This window comes from Apibacter adventoris, from assembly GCF_002964965.1.
Classification (GTDB): domain Bacteria; phylum Bacteroidota; class Bacteroidia; order Flavobacteriales; family Weeksellaceae; genus Apibacter; species Apibacter adventoris.
In genome coordinates this window covers 17,170-38,160 of record NZ_PSZN01000009.1, presented here as the reverse complement: position 1 = coordinate 38,160, position 20,991 = coordinate 17,170, and the positions used below count along the sequence as shown (strand labels likewise).

The 20,991-nt window shown below is 29.3% G+C and carries 15 protein-coding genes; 4 read left to right on the top strand and 11 right to left on the bottom strand.

Annotated elements, in window-relative coordinates; translation table 11 throughout:
* The 3 genes from C4S76_RS05215 to C4S76_RS05205 all read right to left on the bottom strand — a co-directional run.
* The coding region (locus C4S76_RS05215; protein ID WP_181044064.1) for a phage late control D family protein at window positions 1-1,107 on the bottom strand (1,107 nt) is incomplete at its 3' end.
* A 503-nt stretch (window positions 1,108-1,610) separates the two neighbouring features.
* Window positions 1,611-3,458: a hypothetical protein gene (locus tag C4S76_RS05210; protein ID WP_105193350.1), complete on the bottom strand. Its 1,848-nt coding sequence runs from the start codon at window positions 3,456-3,458 to the stop codon at window positions 1,611-1,613.
* Between the two features lie 113 nt (window positions 3,459-3,571).
* Window positions 3,572-4,183 carry a hypothetical protein gene (locus tag C4S76_RS05205; protein ID WP_146105690.1) on the bottom strand — a complete coding sequence of 204 codons (612 nt, stop codon included), beginning with the start codon at window positions 4,181-4,183 and terminating at the stop codon, window positions 3,572-3,574.
* A 238-nt stretch (window positions 4,184-4,421) separates the two neighbouring features.
* Here C4S76_RS05205 and C4S76_RS05200 point away from each other — a divergent pair, with 238 nt between their 5' ends.
* Entirely contained in the window at window positions 4,422-5,033 is a 612-nt protein-coding gene (locus C4S76_RS05200; RefSeq protein ID WP_105193348.1) for a Type 1 glutamine amidotransferase-like domain-containing protein, read from the top strand.
* A gap of 111 nt (window positions 5,034-5,144) precedes the next feature.
* On the opposite strand, the gene hemE is transcribed toward C4S76_RS05200, so the two are convergent.
* Both hemE and C4S76_RS05190 read right to left on the bottom strand, forming a co-directional pair.
* Complete coding sequence (gene hemE, locus C4S76_RS05195) at window positions 5,145-6,170, bottom strand: uroporphyrinogen decarboxylase (RefSeq protein ID WP_105193346.1); 1,026 nt, start codon at window positions 6,168-6,170, stop codon at window positions 5,145-5,147.
* Complete coding sequence (locus C4S76_RS05190) at window positions 6,163-6,816, bottom strand: uroporphyrinogen-III synthase (protein ID WP_105193344.1); 654 nt, start codon at window positions 6,814-6,816, stop codon at window positions 6,163-6,165. Before C4S76_RS05190 ends, hemE begins: the two co-directional genes overlap by 8 nt.
* A gap of 163 nt (window positions 6,817-6,979) precedes the next feature.
* Here C4S76_RS05190 and C4S76_RS05185 point away from each other — a divergent pair, with 163 nt between their 5' ends.
* Window positions 6,980-8,098 carry a hypothetical protein gene (locus C4S76_RS05185; protein WP_105193342.1) on the top strand — a complete coding sequence of 373 codons (1,119 nt, stop codon included), beginning with the start codon at window positions 6,980-6,982 and terminating at the stop codon, window positions 8,096-8,098.
* Between the two features lie 74 nt (window positions 8,099-8,172).
* On the opposite strand, the gene C4S76_RS05180 is transcribed toward C4S76_RS05185, so the two are convergent.
* From C4S76_RS05180 to C4S76_RS05160, 5 genes are all read right to left on the bottom strand, one after another.
* Window positions 8,173-10,749, bottom strand: a complete 2,577-nt coding sequence (locus C4S76_RS05180; RefSeq protein WP_105193340.1) for an adenosylcobalamin-dependent ribonucleoside-diphosphate reductase — start codon at window positions 10,747-10,749, stop codon at window positions 8,173-8,175.
* A gap of 259 nt (window positions 10,750-11,008) precedes the next feature.
* The gene (locus C4S76_RS05175) at window positions 11,009-12,706 is read right to left on the bottom strand and encodes an MBOAT family O-acyltransferase (protein WP_105193338.1); all 1,698 of its coding nucleotides are present in this window, start codon (window positions 12,704-12,706) and stop codon (window positions 11,009-11,011) included.
* A complete protein-coding gene (locus C4S76_RS05170) occupies window positions 12,690-13,904 on the bottom strand; it encodes a GDSL-type esterase/lipase family protein (protein ID WP_105193336.1) in 1,215 nt (404 codons plus the stop codon). The genes C4S76_RS05175 and C4S76_RS05170 overlap by 17 nt, the downstream gene beginning before the upstream one ends.
* A complete protein-coding gene (locus C4S76_RS05165) occupies window positions 13,882-15,207 on the bottom strand; it encodes an SGNH/GDSL hydrolase family protein (protein ID WP_146105689.1) in 1,326 nt (441 codons plus the stop codon). The genes C4S76_RS05170 and C4S76_RS05165 overlap by 23 nt, the downstream gene beginning before the upstream one ends.
* Window positions 15,208-15,318: 111 nt before the next feature.
* Window positions 15,319-16,290 (bottom strand): ABC transporter ATP-binding protein, encoded by a 972-nt coding sequence (locus tag C4S76_RS05160; RefSeq protein ID WP_105193332.1) that lies wholly within the window; start codon window positions 16,288-16,290, stop codon window positions 15,319-15,321.
* 553 nt (window positions 16,291-16,843) lie between these two features.
* Between C4S76_RS05160 and C4S76_RS05155 the strand changes: the two genes are divergently transcribed.
* Both C4S76_RS05155 and mscL read left to right on the top strand, forming a co-directional pair.
* Window positions 16,844-18,946: a type IA DNA topoisomerase gene (locus C4S76_RS05155; protein WP_105193330.1), complete on the top strand. Its 2,103-nt coding sequence runs from the start codon at window positions 16,844-16,846 to the stop codon at window positions 18,944-18,946.
* 83 nt (window positions 18,947-19,029) lie between these two features.
* Window positions 19,030-19,416 carry a large conductance mechanosensitive channel protein MscL gene (gene mscL, locus C4S76_RS05150; RefSeq protein ID WP_105193328.1) on the top strand — a complete coding sequence of 129 codons (387 nt, stop codon included), beginning with the start codon at window positions 19,030-19,032 and terminating at the stop codon, window positions 19,414-19,416.
* Window positions 19,417-19,473: 57 nt separating this feature from the next.
* On the opposite strand, the gene sucC is transcribed toward mscL, so the two are convergent.
* Window positions 19,474-20,667 carry an ADP-forming succinate--CoA ligase subunit beta gene (sucC, locus tag C4S76_RS05145; protein ID WP_105193326.1) on the bottom strand — a complete coding sequence of 398 codons (1,194 nt, stop codon included), beginning with the start codon at window positions 20,665-20,667 and terminating at the stop codon, window positions 19,474-19,476.
* Window positions 20,668-20,991: the final 324 nt, after the last annotated feature.

Here is a 20,991-nt window from a genome sequence, read left to right as displayed (position 1 = left end):
ACTTTGGTTGTATAAGGAAAGGGGTACTTTGTTGTAGGTCTTGGCTGAGGCTTCTTCTGCATATTGCTGAAAGGGGTTCTTGGTGCCTTGTACGCTTACACTTTCGGATTCTACGGTGTAGTTCTCTGCCTGCTTGGCATCGTAGGATGTATAGGTGAACTTTTGGGGGACTAATTGCATCTTCAGTTCGTATTCGAACAGGTCTTGTTCTTCTACCAGCTCTACGGTCTTCCCCCCATACCCGCCAAAGACCAGCTGGGTGCCATTGTAGTAAAACCATTCTCCATACCTTGTGGCTAACCTTCTGATAAATTGATAATCAGATTCCCGATATTGTACGGTATATAGCAGTTTTTCCTGTAGGTGCGGACGTATATCCCACTGAATCAGGTCGGAAGGATATTCGCGGGTAGATTCTTCAATAATTTCTTTAAGTCCCTTTTTTTCGAAGCTCTGGCAATCCAAGCCATTCTCTAACAGGATGGTTGGGGATTTTCCTTCTAAGATTATATGGCTATAACCGTCTATGCGTTTGTTGCGGATCTGGGTTATGATTCCGGTAAAGATATAGGTGGTCTGTCCGTATTGTTTAAGTTGCAGGGTACAGCGTTTTCCTAAATATTTACGGGTATTCGTTAAGGGATAGCTGTCTTTTTCTCCGAAGGCTTCACTGGGGCACAAAATTTCAAAGCTGTCATGAGTCCCTACCTGCTGGTGTATGCTCAGAGTAAAATGGCTATCGGTCAGTACGTATTCTCCGCCTATTTGTACGGTGCTCCATACCAGATGGCTGTCGCCGTAGAGGCTCTTTAAATCGCCTCCGTAGGTTACTAAACTACTTAAGGCTTTTTGTTTTTCCAATACTTCCGGGGGGATGATTTCAAAGGTGTTGCCTTTTATCGGGCTAAGTTCTTCGTTTACCCGGGTTAGTTTGTTTTGTACCCGGGTGGCTGTTTCCTGTACTTTTTTTACCTCTTCTCGGATGCCTTGGGGAGCTTGATCCAGTTTTGTCTCGGCTGAGTCAAGGGCAGATTGTTGTAGCTTTTCTGTGAGTTTACTCAGGTCTACCTGAGGCTCCTTTTTATTAGGATCTTCTATTATGCTCATAGTATAAACAATATATAATGAATACTATAAATACAAATATATATATTTTTTTATATTTTATCTATACAATTAACATCATAATTTATACTATAATATTTTTTATATATTTTTTTTTATAAAAACTCATTCCCAGCGAAATGAAATCCTATTAATTTGCTTTTAAATAGCATTATAATTTATGAATGATATTTTACAATACATTAAACTATTATTTAAGTCTTGTATACTCAACTAATAAATTGAAAGATCAAAGCCTACAAATTTGAAAACTGCTGCATTTCATTTTAAGGAATTAATCTACACGGCTGTAGAAAAATCAATATCTCCGGATATTGTTTTTTACTATTTTTTTTCTCTTATTCTTCCACTGTTGTGAAGAAATAAAAGCAATAAAAAAATGAGTGATTCTCAGATAAAGATAAATGTAACAATAGATAGGATAATCATAATAGTTATTTTTATATGTTTCTTTATATTCTCAAATATAAAATTTCACTAATTAACTATATAATATTCTGTATAAATTCTTCCAGACTATCTTCTTTTTTTAAACCTAATTTTTGTTTTAATCTATATTTATTCATCCTTACAGTCTTTAGCTCTACATGTAATAAATCTGCCATTTCTTTAGTGGGCATTTTCATAAATATATAAACACAATACTTTAGGTCTAAAGAAGTTAGTTTCTGTTTCGTTTTTTCCTGTAATCTGTTATAAAATTCCGGATGAATTTCATTTAATACATTAACAAAATCATCAAAATTTTTGTCTAATCGTTCTTCTTCCTTTATCATTCTCTCTAATAAAAAAGTATTGAAGTTTGGGTCATTTTTGATAGTATATGTTAAATTTTTCAACATTTCATTTTTATAAACAATCTGGTTAGTTCTGGATAGTACTTCCTTCTGTAACCTATGTGCTTCTTCTTCTTTTATTCGTATTTGTAATTCTGCATTTTCTTTTTCTACTTCTAAAAACTTAGCTTCTTCTTCTTTTAGTTTTGCTAATAAATTGGCTTCTTCTTTTTTATTTTTCAGATATTTTACTCTAAATCTAAATACAAAAAATACGAGTATCAACAATATAAATAGTACGCAAGCAAAAGCTATGTACCATACATTTTGTTTTTTTCTTATTTCTATTTCTCTCTCTTTTTCTGCTAATTTATATTTTACCTGTTGTTGCTGACCCACTTTTACATATTTTTCATCAAAATATTTTTGATAATAAGTAAATGCTTTTTTCAAGTTTTCAATAGCAATATTCAGATTTCCTGTTTTTTGATATAATGAAGATAACAGATAATATAATTCATATTTATATCTGTTTAATTTATCTTGTTTGGAAACTTCATCAGTAATCTCTTCTGTTAATTGTATTGCTGAACGATAATCTTCCTTGCTCATCTCAACCGAAATCAATAATTTGTAATAATTTATTCTAAATTCTACATCGTGATTTCTTTTTGCTATAATCTTTGCTTTTCCAACACATTCAATCATTTTTTTCAGATAATCATTGTTTTTTTCAGCTTCATATTTTCCCTCATATACACCTACTAAGTTTGACAATATATTCAGATATGATATATCTCTTATATAGCCAGGCCTTTTCTCAGAGACTAAAAGTGCTTTTTCCAAATAATATTGCGCAGAATCTAATAAATTATTCCTTTTTACTAATTGATATTCTGTTAAAAAACGAATACCTCTAATAGAATACCCTGAAGATATTAGATTTAGATTTTTACTTTTAAATGCTGCTTCTAATGTTAATTTTGAATATTTATCTACATTTTCAATATCCTGTGCATAGTGAGAGCATAAAAGATAATAGCCAGAGGTTAGCCCTTCCCATTTATTATTATTGGCAGATATTCCCTGTCCTTTATATGGGGTATTTTTAAAAATATGAATTGAAGTAAAAATATCCGCTATACCTTCTTTATCATCCATCTGCAATTTCATTACTCCTATCCTATTATATGCAGTGGCATTTGCATACACATCTTTAGATATATTAATATACCACAAACAGCTGTCAATTATCTCATATGTTCGTTTTACATCTCCTCTTAACACATAAAATAATCCCAAATTAGAATATGCATAAACCGCATAACTAGGGTCCTGTTGAAGCCTGGCTAATGCTACTGATTTCTTTCCTAATTTCATAGACCTTATTGTATCTCCCATAGCTAATCCTGCAATTTTAGACATAGGCATGATTTTATCCCTATCCTGAATGGATTTATCATTAACAATAGCTTGCAATGAATCTAATAATCTTTGTTGAGCTGAAATAGTCAGAAAGTAAAGGAATAAAAATATAAAACAAAACAGTCTTTTCATAGTAATTTTTTAATGAACTTTTTTCAATTTATAAATTTAGAAAGAATAAAAGAGAGATTATTTAGTAAAATAATCTCTCTTTGTAATATTGATGTACATGTTAATAACTTCTTTTATCTCACATAAACATCTTTCATTTTAAGTTCAACATTTTCAGGCATTTGAGCCCCATTTTCTCCCATTGATACTGATTTTTTTAGTATTGCAGGATTTTCTATACTAAAATGATACTTCCCATCTTTAATAGTTACTTGTGCAGTTCCACCAAAACTTCTAATGGTTTCATAAAGAGCAGCACCATCAGCTCCTAAAACCGCATGAATAGAAATAACTTTTTCATTATTTTCCGCTATTATTACTGCTGCTAATTCTTCATCACTTACCAAAGAATAAGTTCCTTCTCCTTGAAGAGTATAACTTACTGTAAGCGACCCCATATTATATATACCATAATCATTGTCAAAATCAGAACCTGCTGAACTGAATGTTGCAACACTAAATCCATTACCAGGGCTAGTAGGCTGAGCGCTACTATTATTAGAATAAACATAATTTTTACCATTAGCAGATACAGTAAAATAATTACTTTTCAATTCTGTAGTTCCTCCATTGCCTCCAGGTATATAATCATCATTATCATCACTACTACAAGAAGTTGTTAATGATAACATATTTACTGAAATCATAGAAAGAAATAAAATTTTTCGAATAAATAATTTTTTCATAATTAATTTTTTTAACGATTGATTCGCCCACAAATATATAGGTAAACCACTAAAAACTAAATACATATAGTGTCTACAAAATGACTACAAAATGTTTTATTGCAAATAATATTTTCTATATCCTTGATTATATTTTTATACTTAAAATTCAATTAATATTTAAATTCTTTAAATTACTGACATACCATTATCTAAACAAATTAATATATTTGTATTACTACTTTTAATTTCTAGTTATATGAAACGCTTATTTTTATCTTCCTCATTTGCAGATGTATCAAATATATTTATAGACTTTACAAATAATAACCTGAAAGGAAAAACCATAACTTTTATACCTACAGCCAGTATTCACGAAACCGTTAATTTTTACGTCAAAGCCGGAAAACAGGCTCTTACTAAAATGGGTTTGATTGTAGATGAATTAGATATATCGCAAGCTAGTACTAAAGAAATATCAGAAAAATTACAATATAATGATTACATTTATATCTCAGGAGGCAATACTTTTTTTCTTCTTCAGGAATTACAAAAAACAGGAGCTGATAAAATTATCACGCAACAAATTCATTCGGGGAAATTATATATAGGTGAATCTGCCGGCTCTATTATCTTATCGCCAAATATAGAATATGTAAAGGATTTGGATGATTATAATTTGGCACCTAAACTACAATCTTTTTCCGCATTGAATATAATTGATTTTTATCCTTTACCTCATTATACCAACTATCCTTTTAAGGAAAATATAGAAAAAATAATAAATAAGTATAAAACTGATTTAAATTTGTATCCTATTACTAACTTACAAGTTATTGAGGTCAAAGATAATATTGCTACAATAAAATAGATAATATCTTAAGTAATAAAATTTCAATATCCATAAAGATATTTCAATCTTTTTTATTTACAAAACAACTCAATCATTTATAAATTTTATAAGGCATATAAATAATATTACCTATCCTTTAAACTCTACAACCGCTTTTATAAAAGATTCTGCATTCTTTATCGATGCATTGGGCAAAATTCCGTGTCCTAAATTTACTATATAATTCTGAACGCCGAATTCTCTAATCATTTGTTGTACCTCCGCATAAATTTTATCCGGATCTGAAAGTAATTTTGCCGGATCAAAATTTCCTTGTAAGGTAATTTTGCCTCCTGTAAATTCCCGGGCTTTCTGCGGCGAAATAGTCCAATCTATTCCTAAAGCAGAAGCTTTAGACTGCGACATTGTTTTTAAGGCAAACCAACAACCTTTTCCAAATACTATTACGTCTGTTTTTAATGATAATGCCTCTACTATCTGATTAATATATTTCCACGAAAATTCTTCATAATCTTTAGGTGAAAGTAAACCTCCCCAACTATCAAATATTTGCACTGCATTTACTCCGGATTCAACTTTTTTTTCTAAATATTTAATAGTTACGTCAGTAATTTTTTGTAATAATAAATGTGCCCAATTGGGGTTTTTAAAACAAAATGCTTTAGCTTTATCAAAAGTTTTAGATCCTTTTCCTTCAATAGAATAGCACAAAATTGTCCAGGGACTACCTGCAAACCCTAATAAAGGAAGTTCATCATTTAATTGCTCTTTTGTTATTTTTATGGCTTTATAAACATACTCTAATCTATCTTCTGCTCCTGTAGTATCTAGTTTTTGTATATCTTCTAAAGATGATATAGGATTTTCTAGAAAAGGTCCTACTGATTTTTTCATCTCAAATGGAATATTCATTGCCTGAGGAACCACCAATATATCAGAAAAAAGAATAGCAGCATCTAAAGGAAACCTTTTAATAGGCATCAAAGTAATTTCTGCAGCCAACTCCGGTGTCCGACAACGGGTAAAAAAATCATATTTATCTTTTAAATCTCTAAATTCAGGCAAAAACCTTCCCGCTTGTCTCATCATCCATACAGGAGGGCGTTTGACTTCTTTTCCTTGTAAGGCATCTAACAATAAAGTATTTTTAAGCATTTAAAGTTTTGTTAATTAAATCCATTAATTTTTCTATGGAAGATTCTTCCGGATAATAAATTTTATAATCTCCCATTTTTTTTACAGCCTGAGCTGTGGTTTCTCCACTTGTAAATATAGGAATATCTTGAGGCAGATTATTTTTTTGTGTAAAAGACTCTACGGCAGAAGGACTCATAAAAACAATTCCATTATAGATATCCTGTACTTTTTGCGGAGTTAGTATTGTTTTATAACATTCAATATCTACAACTTCTATCGAATTTTTATGTAATACTTCAGGAAGTGTAGGTAAAGACAAGTTACCTTTGAAAAATATATATTTTTTTATATCTGTTTCCAACATTCGCTCCAAAAGATCTTCTGCATAATTAGAAATAAATGCTATTTTTCTATTTTGTCCATACAATTCTGCGGCTGTACTTTTCCCAACTACAAAAAACTGTCCGTTTAATTCTATATCTTTTATAGCTTTTGCTGAATTTTTACTGGTTACAATAAATGATTGGATATCTTGGGGTATTTGAGTTATAAATTGGCTTTTAGGGTAAATTTCCGTTTTTATAAAAGGAATATAATCTATCTCGAATTTCCGGACATAATCGTCTGGAAATGAAGAGGAGGATGTTACTAATATTCTTTTCATATCTTAATTAAACAGTTGCTTTTATACAAATGTAATATTTTTATATTGATTAAAAAATCTGTTTTTTCTCAAAATTTTGGCTGTCTGCGTTAAATCTATCCATTCGTATGCCTTATTTTAATTATTTTTTAGCACCTTTATAAACCAAATTAACCTCTGTTAAATGAAAATAATTTTTTTTATATTTTTTTTATTGTTATCGATTAAGTCCATAGCTCAAAATAATAATAATAATAATAATAGCTGGATTTCTTTTTATGATGAAACAAATAACCTAATAGGTTATAAAGATTTACAGGGAAAAGTTATGATTCCTCCAAAATTTTTTATGACCTCTCCCGGAAGTTTTAATACTATTATGGCTGTTACAGAAATAAATGATAAAACTATTGAAAACTATTATCTATTAAAAGATGGAACTCTATTAGGTAAAGATAGTTTATATATTTCCGACATGACTCTTGACTGTGAATGTGAAGGACTTATACGATTTAGAGATCGTAAGACAGACCTTGTCGGAATGTTTAATAAGTGGGGTAAGGTAACTATACCGGCTGAATATAACGACATGACAAGATTCCAAAATGGGGTTGCTATCGGATTAAAAAAAGCTACAAGAAAATGCTGGGAGGGCAATAATATTGATTCAGGTTGTGAACATTGGAGCTGGATCGGTGGAAAAGAGATTTTAATCAATAATAATAATGAAGTTTTGGTTGATAATTTCCCCCGGAATAAAAATATAGATTTTTATTCTTTATTAGTTTCTGACAAACCTTTAAATGATTCTACACGAATTAATTTTTTAGGAGTCAATGGGAAATATTATTCATTTATAGATAATGAAAAATTATTTGAAACTTTTTTAAAAAATGAAATTATAAATGATTTAAGCCTAGATAATTTAATTAAGCATTCTTATAAGGACATTATATATTCAAAAAAAAATACCGGCTGGCTATCTGCACCTAAAGAAAATTTTCTTAAAAAAAATGCAAAAATTATATTGGAACGATTATCAGAAATAAAAAAAGAAAGTGCAGACTTTTTTATTTCAATTGATGATTTTATTCCTATGCCTCAAGAAATGTACCCTTCATTTGATTATGCCTACGATAATTGTAAAGATTGGAATATATCACAATACCCAATTTATGATCTTGTAATAACTCCTAACGCCAGAAAAAATAAATTTCCTAATCAAGATCATTTAAATTTTATTAAAATTAATAATGAGATAAAATTTATAAGTTGTACAATTAGAGGCAGTGAATTAAGGTAAATACTTAAGCAATAAATGTAAAAAAGATCAGCAACTTTACAGTTGCTGATCTTCAATTAGATTATTATATAAATTTAACCACATTTGCTATAGCCACAACTTTTACAATGCAAACAGCCTTCTTCATAGATTAATCCTTCCGGGTCTCCACAATTTGGACATTCTTTATCTACTTTAGTACCATCGGGTATGTATTTTTTAAGAGCACGAGCCACACCATTTTTCCATGTATTAATGTTTTCATCATATAAATTTAGCCCATTAATAACATCTACCACATTATTGATAGGCATACCATGTCTCAAAATTCCCGAAATTAATTTTGCATAATTCCAATATTCTTTATCAAAAGACCTTGAAAGTCCTTCAATGGTAATACGATATCCTTCTTTATCTATATATTGAAAATCATATCGCGAATTTTCATCATTTTCTTCCCCTTTGTTTTTTACAATCCAACCTTTATTAACGTAAGCCGGAAGATTAAACGCATCTTCCATTTTCCCTGTAAATATTTCATATGGTTTTTCGTCTATAAGACCTATAACTGCTAACCATTTTTCATATTCATTTTGAAACCTAATAATATCTGCTTCTAGTTTCTTAGGTCTTTTTGGCGCATGCGTTATATCAATACTTTCTTCGGAAGACTTTTCTTTCTTTTCCTTAGTATTTTCCTTAAAATCTTTATCGTTTGAAATCAAAACTCCAGAACGGGAGCCATCTCTGTAAACAGTTATACCTTTTAAGCCTTGTTTCCAAGATTCTATGTATATCTCCCCCACTTTTTCCACACTTACATCTGAGGGTAAATTTATGGTAGAACTAATACTATGGGTGGTATATTTTTGTATTAAAGCCTGCATTTTTACTCTTTTAATCCAATCTATTTCAGGGGAAGTAGAACCAGCATATGGACTTTTACTCACATCTGTTTCTCCAACAATTTTCATCCAATCTTGTAGTTTAGGATGCCACACATCAAATTCTTCAAAGGCGTCTCCCATATCATCAATAAAGGATATTTTTGCTTTAGGATCATTTGCATTTACTTTTCTTCTTCTTTTATATCCTAATAAAAAAACAGGTTCTATCCCTGAAGATGTTTGGGCTAACATACTTAATGTTCCAGTAGGAGCTACTGTACTTAAGGATATGTTTCTTCTTCCATATTTCATCATTCGGTTATAGAGCTCCGGCATTTCTTCATGAAGCATCTGAATAAATTCTGATGCATTATCATACTTTGGGTCCCAGGCTTCAAATTTTCCTCGTTCTATAGCCATATCTATAGAGCTATCAAATTCAGCTCTACACTTGGTTTTCATTATTTCTTCCGCAAAATGTAAAGCCTCATCCGAACTATATTTATACCCCATTGCAGCTATGGCATCTGCTAAAGCTGTAAATCCTAACCCGGTACGACGACCTCTTTTTCCTGTATCTCGCAATAATTCCCAGGTTTCTATTTCATTTCTTTTTATAAAACCAGGCTCTGGATCTGATTTTATTTTCTTTAATATTCTATTTACAGATTCTAACTCCAATTCTACTAAATCATCATTTAATCTTTGTGATTCATATGTAATTTCATAGAATTTATTAAAATCAAAATGTGCTTCTTTTGTAAATGGATTCTCTACAAAAGAAAATAAGTTAATTGCTATTAAACGGCAACTGTCTCCGCCCTGCATAGCAATTTCTGAACAGGGATTGGTAGAATCATTTTTAAATCCGGGATATATTGAAGAGGTTGAATATTTATGCTGTCTGTCCCAAAAAATAAGCCCAGGTTCAGCTGTATTATGAGCACATTCTATAATTGTATTCCATAATTCACGGGCTTTTATTTTTTTAGTATATATTGGTTCTTTAGAGTCTATAGGCCATTTGTGTATATAGTCTTTATTGTTAATTACAGCTTTCATAAACTCATCTGACAAACGTACAGATATATTTGCTCCGGTTATTTTACTTAAATCCTGTTTACTAACTATAAAATCTTCTACATCAGGATGTGCTATGTCTATAGTCAACATTAAAGCTCCACGGCGACCGTTTTGAGCAACTTCTCTTGTAGTATTCGAAAATCGCTCCATAAAAGAAACGGCTCCGGTAGTTGTTCCTGCTGAATTGGAAACATGTGCATTTTTAGGACGAAGATTAGATATATCTACCCCTACCCCACATCTTCTTTTAAAGAGTTGTGTCAATTGTTCATCTGTATACATTATTCCCCCATAAGAGTCATATGTAGGAGGTACTACCACACAATTAGATAAAGAGGCAATAATATATTTATTCCCTAAAGCTGACATTACACTCCCTTGGGGTATAACGTATTTAAATTTATCAAACAGGCTGAATATTTTTTCTTCTGTTAAAAATTCTCTTTTTTTTCCATATGGAGAAAGTCCTTCTTTGTTCTCTGATTTTAAATTTCCTTCAATCCTTGCAAATTCTTTAGCCATTCTTCTATGCATATCTTCAGGAGAACTTTCAATATATCCTCCTTTTTCATTTTTTACTGCATATTTTTTCATCCAGGTAGTTGCAGCCAATTCATCTCCTTGAAAGTACTGCATGCTCTTTTCCTTTACAAACTCTTCTGAAACCTGATTATCGGGTTCCTCTCTTTGTGTACTTAACATATTATTTTTCTCTCCAGATATTAAAAAATTGTATTATCAAATTTACAACAATTTAAAATGGGATTCTATTTTTCTTGTTTTTATTTGTCAACATTTTTTACCCTTTTAAGTATTTTTTTTCTTTTATAAAAAAATATTTTCACCTGTTTTATTTTTTTATGTTAAAAAATATGTAATTTATATAACGAAAAGATCAACTATTTTCTACATAAATATTAGCTAAATATAAAATAAGCACAGGCAAAATCTTATTTTTATACTAAAATTGGAAATAAATAAATGGTTGTATTTCTGAAGATTTTACCTGTAATACGATCAATACCACTATAAATAAAAAAATAAATCCTACTAGGTAAGGATAGTTAGATATTTTAAATTGTAAAAAGTTTTCCCATTTTACAGGGATAAAATGTAATAGAAAGCCTATAAACATCATAATAAATACTAATTTATATCCTTCTATCATTTGTAAAAATATATGAGGATCAAATTTATATACAATTTGATAAATTAAAGCTATAGCTGTATCCATATCTGTAGCTCTAAAAAATATCCAGCAAAAACAAATAAAGTGGAATGTAAATAAAACACATAAAAAGGTAATGAAAAAATTTGAATTTTTCTTTTTCTTAGGATTAATATTAAATACACTAATAAAAGTTTTATGAATTGATAGTGCTAATCCATGCATAGCACCCCAAAGTATAAATCTAATGGAAGCTCCGTGCCAAAGCCCTCCTAACAACATGGTTGTCATTTGATTAAATGCACTATACGTAGACTTTTTCTTATTTCTGGAAACCAAAATTGAAATAGAAAAAAACAGAATAAAAAAAGTTGTGACTATTATTTGCCAATATGAATGATGTTGAATGCTAATTACTCCCCAAATTATCATCCCTAAAAAAAATAAAACAGGAAAAAAGTAGCCTACAAAATGTCCGGCTCTGTTTCCTCCTAAGGAAAAGTATAAATAATCTTTTAACCAGCTGGACAGGCTTATATGCCATCTTCTCCAAAATTCTGTAATATTTTGGGATTGATATGGGGAATCAAAATTCTTTGGAAAACGAAATCCTAGTAGTAATGCTATTCCTATAGCCATATCTGAATAACCTGAAAAATCACAGTATATTTGTAATGCATAACCATATACTCCAAATAAATTTTCCACACCGGAATACAGTTCAGGCTGATCAAAAATTCTATCTACAAAATTAACTCCTATATAATCAGAAATAACAGACTTTTTGAACAATCCTATAGTTATTAAAAATAAGGCACGCCCTATCATTGGTTTAGTTACTATTGTTGGTTTATAGAGCTGAGGAATAAAGTCATATGCTCTAATAATTGGTCCTGCTACCAATTGAGGGAAAAAAGAAACAAAAAAACCATAATCTAATATATTTTTTACAGGGTTAATTTTTTTTCTAAAAATATCTATAGTATAACTCATAGACTGAAATGTGAAAAAAGATACTCCTACAGGTAAAAATATATCTATTTTTTTATACCCTGTATCTGCAAGGGTATTAATGGATTCAATGAAAAAATTTGTATATTTAAAGTATATAAGTAATCCTAAATTAATTGTTAAACTAAAAAATAATAATGTTTTCTTAAGTATTTTATTTTGTGCTTTATGTATAAGATGCCCGGTAATAAAATCAAAAAATACACAAAATATTAATATGAGGTAATAATAGCCACTGGAACGATAATAAAAATATAAAGAAAATAGTATAACATATATAACCTTAGGAAAATGTGTTTTATGTAAAATTGCATATCCAATGGTAAAAGCTGTAAATATAAAAACAAAAAAACCACTACTAAAAATAAGGGGCTCTTGAGGATTAAAATAGAATTGTTCAATTAGTTTTTGTACATCTATTCCTTGAATGAATTGCTCGAATTCCTTCTCTATTTTTAAAAAATTAATGCTTAGCAACATAGTCGTTGTAAGAGTTTAAAATGGCACTTAGTAATAATTGTCCTTGTAATTTATACCCTTCCTTATTGTAATGAACTAAATCTTTACTAAATAGATTATTTTTTTTCCAGTTTACAGCATCGCCGGTAATTTCTTGTAAATCCCAATAGGCTAATTGTTTTTCATTACAATATTTTATTAAAATATCATGAATAATTTTTAATCTGGAATTAGGCTTTCCATTTTTATATGCATATGCTGGAGTAGTTATCAGAAAAGGAATTCCTGGGTTATATTTTTTTAAATTACTAATAAAACTATCTATTTCTTTTTTAATTGAAATTTCATTAAAATCTGAATCTTTTCGATATGCTTCATTAGTACCTAAAGAAATAATTATCAAATCAGGATTGAGAAATGAGGTTTCTTTATTAAAATATTTAGAGGTATCAAAATGGAAATATTCAGCTCCATTTACTCCTATACTATGATATATTAATCCATTTTTATTATTAGACGTATTTATTCCCAAAATTGTTATATGGTTTTGCTTTGAGTCTGATTTTACACTTGTAATTTTAACTTTGGTTGTTGGTTTTGTAAATGATACAATAGCTACATTTTTATCTTTTTTGTTTATATACTTTTTCAGGTCGATTATTTGCCCATTATCTTGGTCCTCTGCAAAAATATCGTAGCTTTTATCATCATTTTCAAAAAAAACTGCCATATTAGTAAATGCATATTTATCTGGAAGTTGAAATATAAAAGAGGCATTTGGATCTACAGATTCTATAGTTATCCCGCCTATTCCGTTTGACTGGGGTAAAAAAGGTTTCGAATTTCTTTTACCCTCCCATTTATTATTAGATTGGGAAATAATATCTTCCGGAGAATTTGTTCCGGCTACTTTATAAGGTACTATTAAGCCTCTTCCGGCATTGCCAAATTTTTGTTGTAATCCATCTCTTAAAAATTCTGTAATATCATTTGCTTGTAAATGAGAATCTCCAATATGTAATATATTTAACTGTTTCTGTTTTGCATATTGTAATTTTTCAAAAAAAGAATTTAATTCTTTTACATTATGAATATTATTTAAATTTTCTTTTACAAAAGCATATTTATTTTGTTGGGTTAGCGATTTTTCACAACCTAAAAAAAAGATTAACAACAATATAGAAAGATAAAATATTTTATTCGGTTTTATGCTTTTCATAATCAAAAATTAAACTTTTATATAATAAATTTGCTACTTCTTTCCCTCCTAAAAAATTAAGATGAGTATAATCTAAATTTGCTTTAGAAGGTTTCGCTTTAACAAATTCAACCATTGAATTTTCGCCTCCCATAGCTTGATAAACATTCCAAAATGCTATTTTATTCTCTGCTGCAATGGTCCTTTGTACCTCAATCATTTTAGTAACTGTAGACATGGTTTTATATTCTCCGTTTACTTTGTGGCTTCTATCAGGAATCCCTAATAACAAAATATCAGATTGTGGGTATAATTCTTTTATTTCTTGAATAACTTTATTCATTATTCGTATATACCAATCCCAATTAGTAGTTTCCGCATTCATAGCATTGATGCCGTATTGAAGAATAACTAAGCTATAATCTTGTATCTGGTTAAGTGCTTGGTGCATTTCTTTTTTACTAGTAAGTAATGCTGTACCGGAATTGCCTCTTAAAGAAAAATTATCTACATAAATCCCCTGCCCTCCTTCAAAAGAAATTCCATAAAGATAAGTTCCTGCATTAGGCGAAAATGAAAGTTTTACTTTTTCTGTTGAACCTAATTCAATTTTTTGGGTTTGGATATTATAAGCCTGTGGAAGAAGTATATTTTGAGTGAAATTATTCGCATTTATATTTACATTGATCTCTTTATTGGATTGATAAAGAATTCTTATTTCTGAAAATTTCTGAGTTCTTAAAGAAAATTTAGTAGAATAAAAATTCGCATAATTATTTTCTCCGGGTATAGAGCAGTAGCCAAAAGGCGGATAAGGTAATTTCTCCTTTGCATTATGTACTAAATCATAACTTTTAAAACCCTTATAATCTTCTTTTATAGTTTGTCTGAACTGAGATACTGCAGAAGTCATCGGAACAATTCCTACCCCTTCTCCACCAAATTTTTCCTGTAAAAGATCTCGAAAATCGCCACACATAACATCTCCTTCAATAAAACTATCACCAAAAAAAGCGATTCTAACTTTTTTTCCAACTTTGATATCTTGTAATGATTTAAAAAAATTAGAAAGAGCTGATATATTTTCTTTATAGTCTTCGATACAGGTTTGTCCCTTTGGACATGATATTTCTACTTTGGGTTTTACTTTTGGAATTGCCGTTGTTGATAAAGGTTTTTTTTCTTTTTCTATATCTGAAAACATATCTACTGTTTTCACTTTATAACCACATATATTAATCGGAGGAAGCCATCTTAAGGAAATTAATCCAAACAAAAAAAACAGGCATAAAATAGCAACATAGAATGTATGATCTTTTTTCACTAGCGGAAATAAACTAATTAAAGATATATTAAAAAACAAATGTACATTTTTTTCGATATAATCGATATTGTTTAAAAATTTTTATTTTTAAATACAATAATATTATAGTTTCTATTTAGATATTTTTTGATATTTACTAACTTTGATATAAAATTCTTGTCCAGTAAATAAAAAAATTGGGCAAGTAAACCATATCCTATTTAATTTATTTATACATTCTATTAAATAATGACTTCCTAAAAAATAACTTCTCAAAATTTTAACCTTTAGTCCTTCGTCTGCAATATAAATTTGGTGAGGATAAACTAAAATTCTGTCTTCTTCTATTTCCTCAAATATTTCCGGTTCATTTTCTTTATTAAAAATAGTATGCTCTCCAAATAAATGAGCTACGTATTCATTTTCGGGATTATTATAAATATAGGAGGGATTTCCTTTTTGTTCTATTTTTCCATCTTTAATAATAGCCATTTCATCTGCAAAAGCCCAAGCATCTTCTACCTCATGGGTTGCCAAAATTATGGATATATTATTTTCTTTGGCAAAATCAAAAACAGCACGTTTTAAAATATTTTTTTTAAATGTATCTACCTGAGAAAAAGGTTCATCTAACAGTAATAATAAAGGAGGATGAGCCAACACTTTAGCTAAAGCTACTCTCTGTTTCTGTCCACCACTCAAATCATTAGCTTTCACATTTATATAATCTGTCATTTCTACTAAATTTAGTAAAAATTTAATTCTTTCTTCTTTTTCGCCTCTATTGATATTAGAGATAAAATTTCCAACATTTTCTCCAACTGTAGAATAGGGCATTAATCCAAAATCTTGCTCCAAATATTTAAATTCCGGTTCCCCTGGCACTAAATTTTCTTTACATCCTAATAGTTTCGTGTTATTATAATAAATTTCTCCTTCTTCGCTAGACAATATTCCATAAATTAATTTTAAAATTGTACTTTTTCCGCTTCCACTTTCTCCGATTAACGCCATCATTTTTCCCTGTTCTAAATTAAAAGAAACTGAATTAATTACTTTTTTTTCAGGGGTATAAGAAAAAGAAATATTTTTAACTTCTAACATATTCTACAAAAATTATATTTATATCATAAACTATTAAAATATCATTAATAAACAATATTCTAATTTTTACAAATTTAAACTATTAATAATGAAAACCATATTTTGAGGCTTAACTAATTAACAATTTATCTATATTTTTTCATAAAAAATTAATTAACCCTGTAAATTAATCCAGAAAAAAAATAAATTACTCAGCTACAAATTTTGATTAACATTCTTAAAATAATATACAAATCAACATTAACTTTTTATGATCATTATAATTTATAATATTCTAATCTTAAATTATTTACGAACTTTTTATTTTAATAATCACTATATTTTTAAAGAATACAATTGAAAAGAAATTGATTAACTTCTATTTTATTAATCTAATTCCAATTAAGTTAAAAATAATACTAAATTTAATTCTATCTAAAACTTACTATATAATGCCTTTTCTAATAAATAAAAATACAGGGCAACTTTTACATTTTGTTTACTTAATTCTAATTATTTTTAACTTTATTATTTTTTAAAAAAATCGCAATTTTGCTAATTGAGATATCATTTTATGAGAGTTTGTATTGCAGAAAAGCCAAGTGTGGCCAAAGATATTGCCAAAATTTTAGGCGCTAAAGATCGAAAAGATGGATACTTTGAAGGAAACGGCTACCAAGTTACCTGGACTTTTGGGCATCTTTGTACTTTAAAAGAGCCACATGACTATAATTCATTGTGGAAAGAATGGCATTTGGAAGATTTGCCTATTATACCTGCTCATTTTGGAATTAAACTGATAGATAATAAAGGGGTACAAAAACAATTTAACATCATAAAAAAATTAATATCTCAATGTGAGGAAGTTGTAAACTGCGGTGATGCCGGACAAGAAGGGGAACTCATTCAACGTTGGGTACTTCTTAAGGCACAATGTAAGGTTCCGGTAAAACGACTCTGGATTTCTTCTTTAACCGAACTGGCTTTAAAAGAGGGATTTCATAATTTGAAAGATGCTACTTTTTATGATAATTTATATGCTGCAGGAAGTGCCAGGGCTATTGGAGACTGGTTATTGGGGATAAATGCCACCCGTGTATTTACTAAAAAATTTGCCGTCAATAAAACTCTATTATCCATTGGGCGGGTACAAACTCCTACATTAGCTATGATTGTTTCCAGACAGAAAGAAATAGACAGTTTCGTAGTTGAAGAATATTGGGAACTAAAAACTCTATATAAAAATACTGAATTTAATGCAGATATTTCTAGGCTTAAAACAGAGGAAAAAGCAAAAAACGGATTAATTTATCTGGAAAAATTTCCTTTCGAAATTATTTCTTCTGAAAAAAAAGAAGGAAAAGAAAAAAATCCAAGATTATTCGATTTAACTTCGCTTCAAGTGGAAGCCAATAAAAAATACGGATTTTCTGCTGATCATACTTTAAAATTAGCTCAAAACTTATATGAAAATAAGTTTATAACCTATCCCAGAGTAGACACTACTTATTTATCTGATGACCTATATCCAAAAATTCCAGGAATTTTAAAAAGTATGAAGTATTACGAAAAATACACTCAACCTTTATTAAATACGGCCATTAATAAAACAAAAAATGTCTTTGACAATGAAAAAATTACTGATCACCATGCGATAATTCCTACAGAAATACTCCCGCAACATCTTTCTACTGATGAAAAACGAATTTATGATTTAATAGCTAAAAGATTTATTGCTGTATTTTACCCTGAGTGTATAGTTTCTAATACTCTTGTTACTGCTAAAGTTGAAGAAATTCCTTTTAAAGCTACAGGAAAACAAATCTTGGATTACGGATGGAAAACAATTTATCTTCAAGAAATTAATAACGAAAAAACATCAGAAGAATTTATTATGCCCGACTTTCAACCGGGTGAAACTGGATCTCATGAGCCTTTTATTCATCAAGGAAAAACTACTCCTCCGAAGTATTATACAGAAGCTTCTTTATTAAGGGCTATGGAAACTGCCGGTAAACAAGTGGAAGATGAAGATATGAGAGAGGCTCTTAAAGATAACGGAATAGGAAGACCCTCTACTCGTGCAAATATCATTGAAACTTTGTTCAGACGAAAGTATATTTTAAAAAAAAGAAAGAATATAATTGCTACACAAACTGGCTTAGATCTTATAAATACAATTGAAAACGATTTACTGAAAAGCCCTGAATTAACAGGTGAATGGGAGCATAAATTACGATTAATTGAAAAAGGAAACTATGAACTGGAAGTGTTCAAAAAAGAACTTACAAACATGGTTACGCAAATTACCAATGAAGTTAAAAATAGTAATTATAAAAGAATTTCTATTCAGGAATCAGTTACCTATTCTAAAAACAAAAAGATATCTACTACTAAAAAAGAAACCATTAAAATTGAAAATCTCCTATGCCCTAAATGTAAAAATCAAATGTTACTCAAAGGAAAACAAGCTTATGGATGCAATGATTTTAATAATTGTAATTTTAGAATACCCTTTACTTTTTGTAATAAAAAATTAACCTTAAAACAAATTTCAGATTTAGTTACTAAAGGGAAAACTTCTAAAATAAAAGGATTTAAAATTACAAATGAAAATCCATATTCAGAGGGTTTTATTTTTTTAAATTCCAATTATGAATTAGAATTACACCCGTAATTATAATATTTATATTTTTACACATAAATTATATCTTATTAAAATAAATATTCATATTTTTGCATGAATTTAATATTGTAAACATGAATTTTATTAAAGAATTTAAAGAATTCGCCTTACGAGGTAGTGTTGTTGATTTAGCCATAGGAGTTATTATAGGAGGGGCATTTAACAAAATAGTAACCTCTTTAGTAGATGATATTATAACTCCTCTTATACTTATCCCTGCTTTAAAAGCTGCTGATTTGGATGACCTCTCTAAGTTAACCATCCCTGGCACAGCTGTAAAATACGGTAATTTCCTTTCTACTTGTATTTCTTTTCTAATTATTGCTTTTTGCTTATTTTTAATTATTAAAATAATTAATAAATTAAATAAAAAAGATAAAGAACAAAAAACTCAAGATGCTCCAAAAAAACCGTCTCAGGAAGATTTACTAATTGAGATTAGAGATTTATTAAAAAAATAGATTATTAAACTATGTAAAAAAAGAGGTTAGTAAATACTCTAACCTTTTTCTATTTATTTAAATTAGGGATTGTGTTACAGCTTTTGCTGCATCTTCTAAAGTAATTGCTGAAAGCACTTTTAATCCACTTTCATCAATCATTTTCTTAGCAATTTCCGCATTTGTCCCTTGTAAACGAACAATTATAGGCACTTTAATAGAATCACTCATATTTTTATATGCATCCAAAATTCCTTGAGCCACCCTATCACAACGTACAATTCCACCAAATATATTTACTAAAATTGCTTCTACTGATTCATCTTTTAAAATAATTCTAAATGCTTTTTCTACTCTTTCTGCATCAGCGGTACCGCCTACATCCAAAAAATTTGCCGGATTACCTCCCGATAGTTTTATAATGTCCATTGTAGCCATTGCCAAACCTGCACCATTTACCATACAACCCACATTTCCATCTAATTTTATAAAATTTAAACCTGCCTCTGCTGCTTCCACTTCATCAGGATCTTCTTCTCTAATATCTCTTAATTTAAGATAATCCGGATGTCTATATAATGCATTATTATCTATTCTCATTTTAGCATCTACAGCTGCTATTTTGTTATCTGAAGTTTTTAAAACCGGATTTATTTCTATTAAAGAAGCATCACTATTTACATATGCTTTATATAATGCAAAAATAAAATTAATCATCTCTTTGAAAGCTTCACCCTTTAATCCAAATTGAAATGCTATTTTCCGAGCTTGAAAACTTTGTAAACCTACTGAAGGGTCTATTTCCTCAATAAAGATTTTATCTGGTTTATTTTCTGCTACTTTTTCAATATCCATTCCTCCTTCTGTAGAATATACGATCATATTTTTTCCCTTAGCTCTATCTAACAAAACGGATATATAGAATTCCTCAATTTCAGACTCACCTGAATAATACATATCTTCAGCAATAAATACCTGGTTCACTTTTTTGCCTTTTTTAGAGGTTTGGGGGGTTACCAAATTCATTCCTATAATTTGAGAAGCTTGATCTCTTACTTCTTCTAAAGATTTGGCTATTTTCACTCCTCCTCCTTTTCCTCTTCCCCCTGCATGAATCTGAGCTTTTACTACCCACCAGTTTGTACCTGTTTTATCATTCATCTCTTTGGCAGCATCTATCGCTTCTTCCGGTGTAGTTGCTACAATTCCTCGTTGAACTGTTACTCCAAAAGATGATAATATATCCTTCGCTTGGTACTCATGTAAATTCATCGTATGATATTTTTTTGCGGTTTTCCCTAAATTATATTGTGTTTATAAGCGTAAAGTTGACAAATATAATGATTTTTGTCAGATGATAATAAATTTATTCTCCTAAATATAACTACCTACCTAACAAGACATTCACATGAAAATTCCACTTAAAAAAACACTTTGCCTTGTTTTTCGTTATGTGTTTTATTTTTCTTTATCCATTTATTTTTTCATGAAATAAAAATTGTCTATTCTATTAATTAAGTATTATAATAGTAAATCTATTAGAAAATTCAAACCTGCTTGCTTAATTTAACATAATCATTCCCGATAGAGTTATTT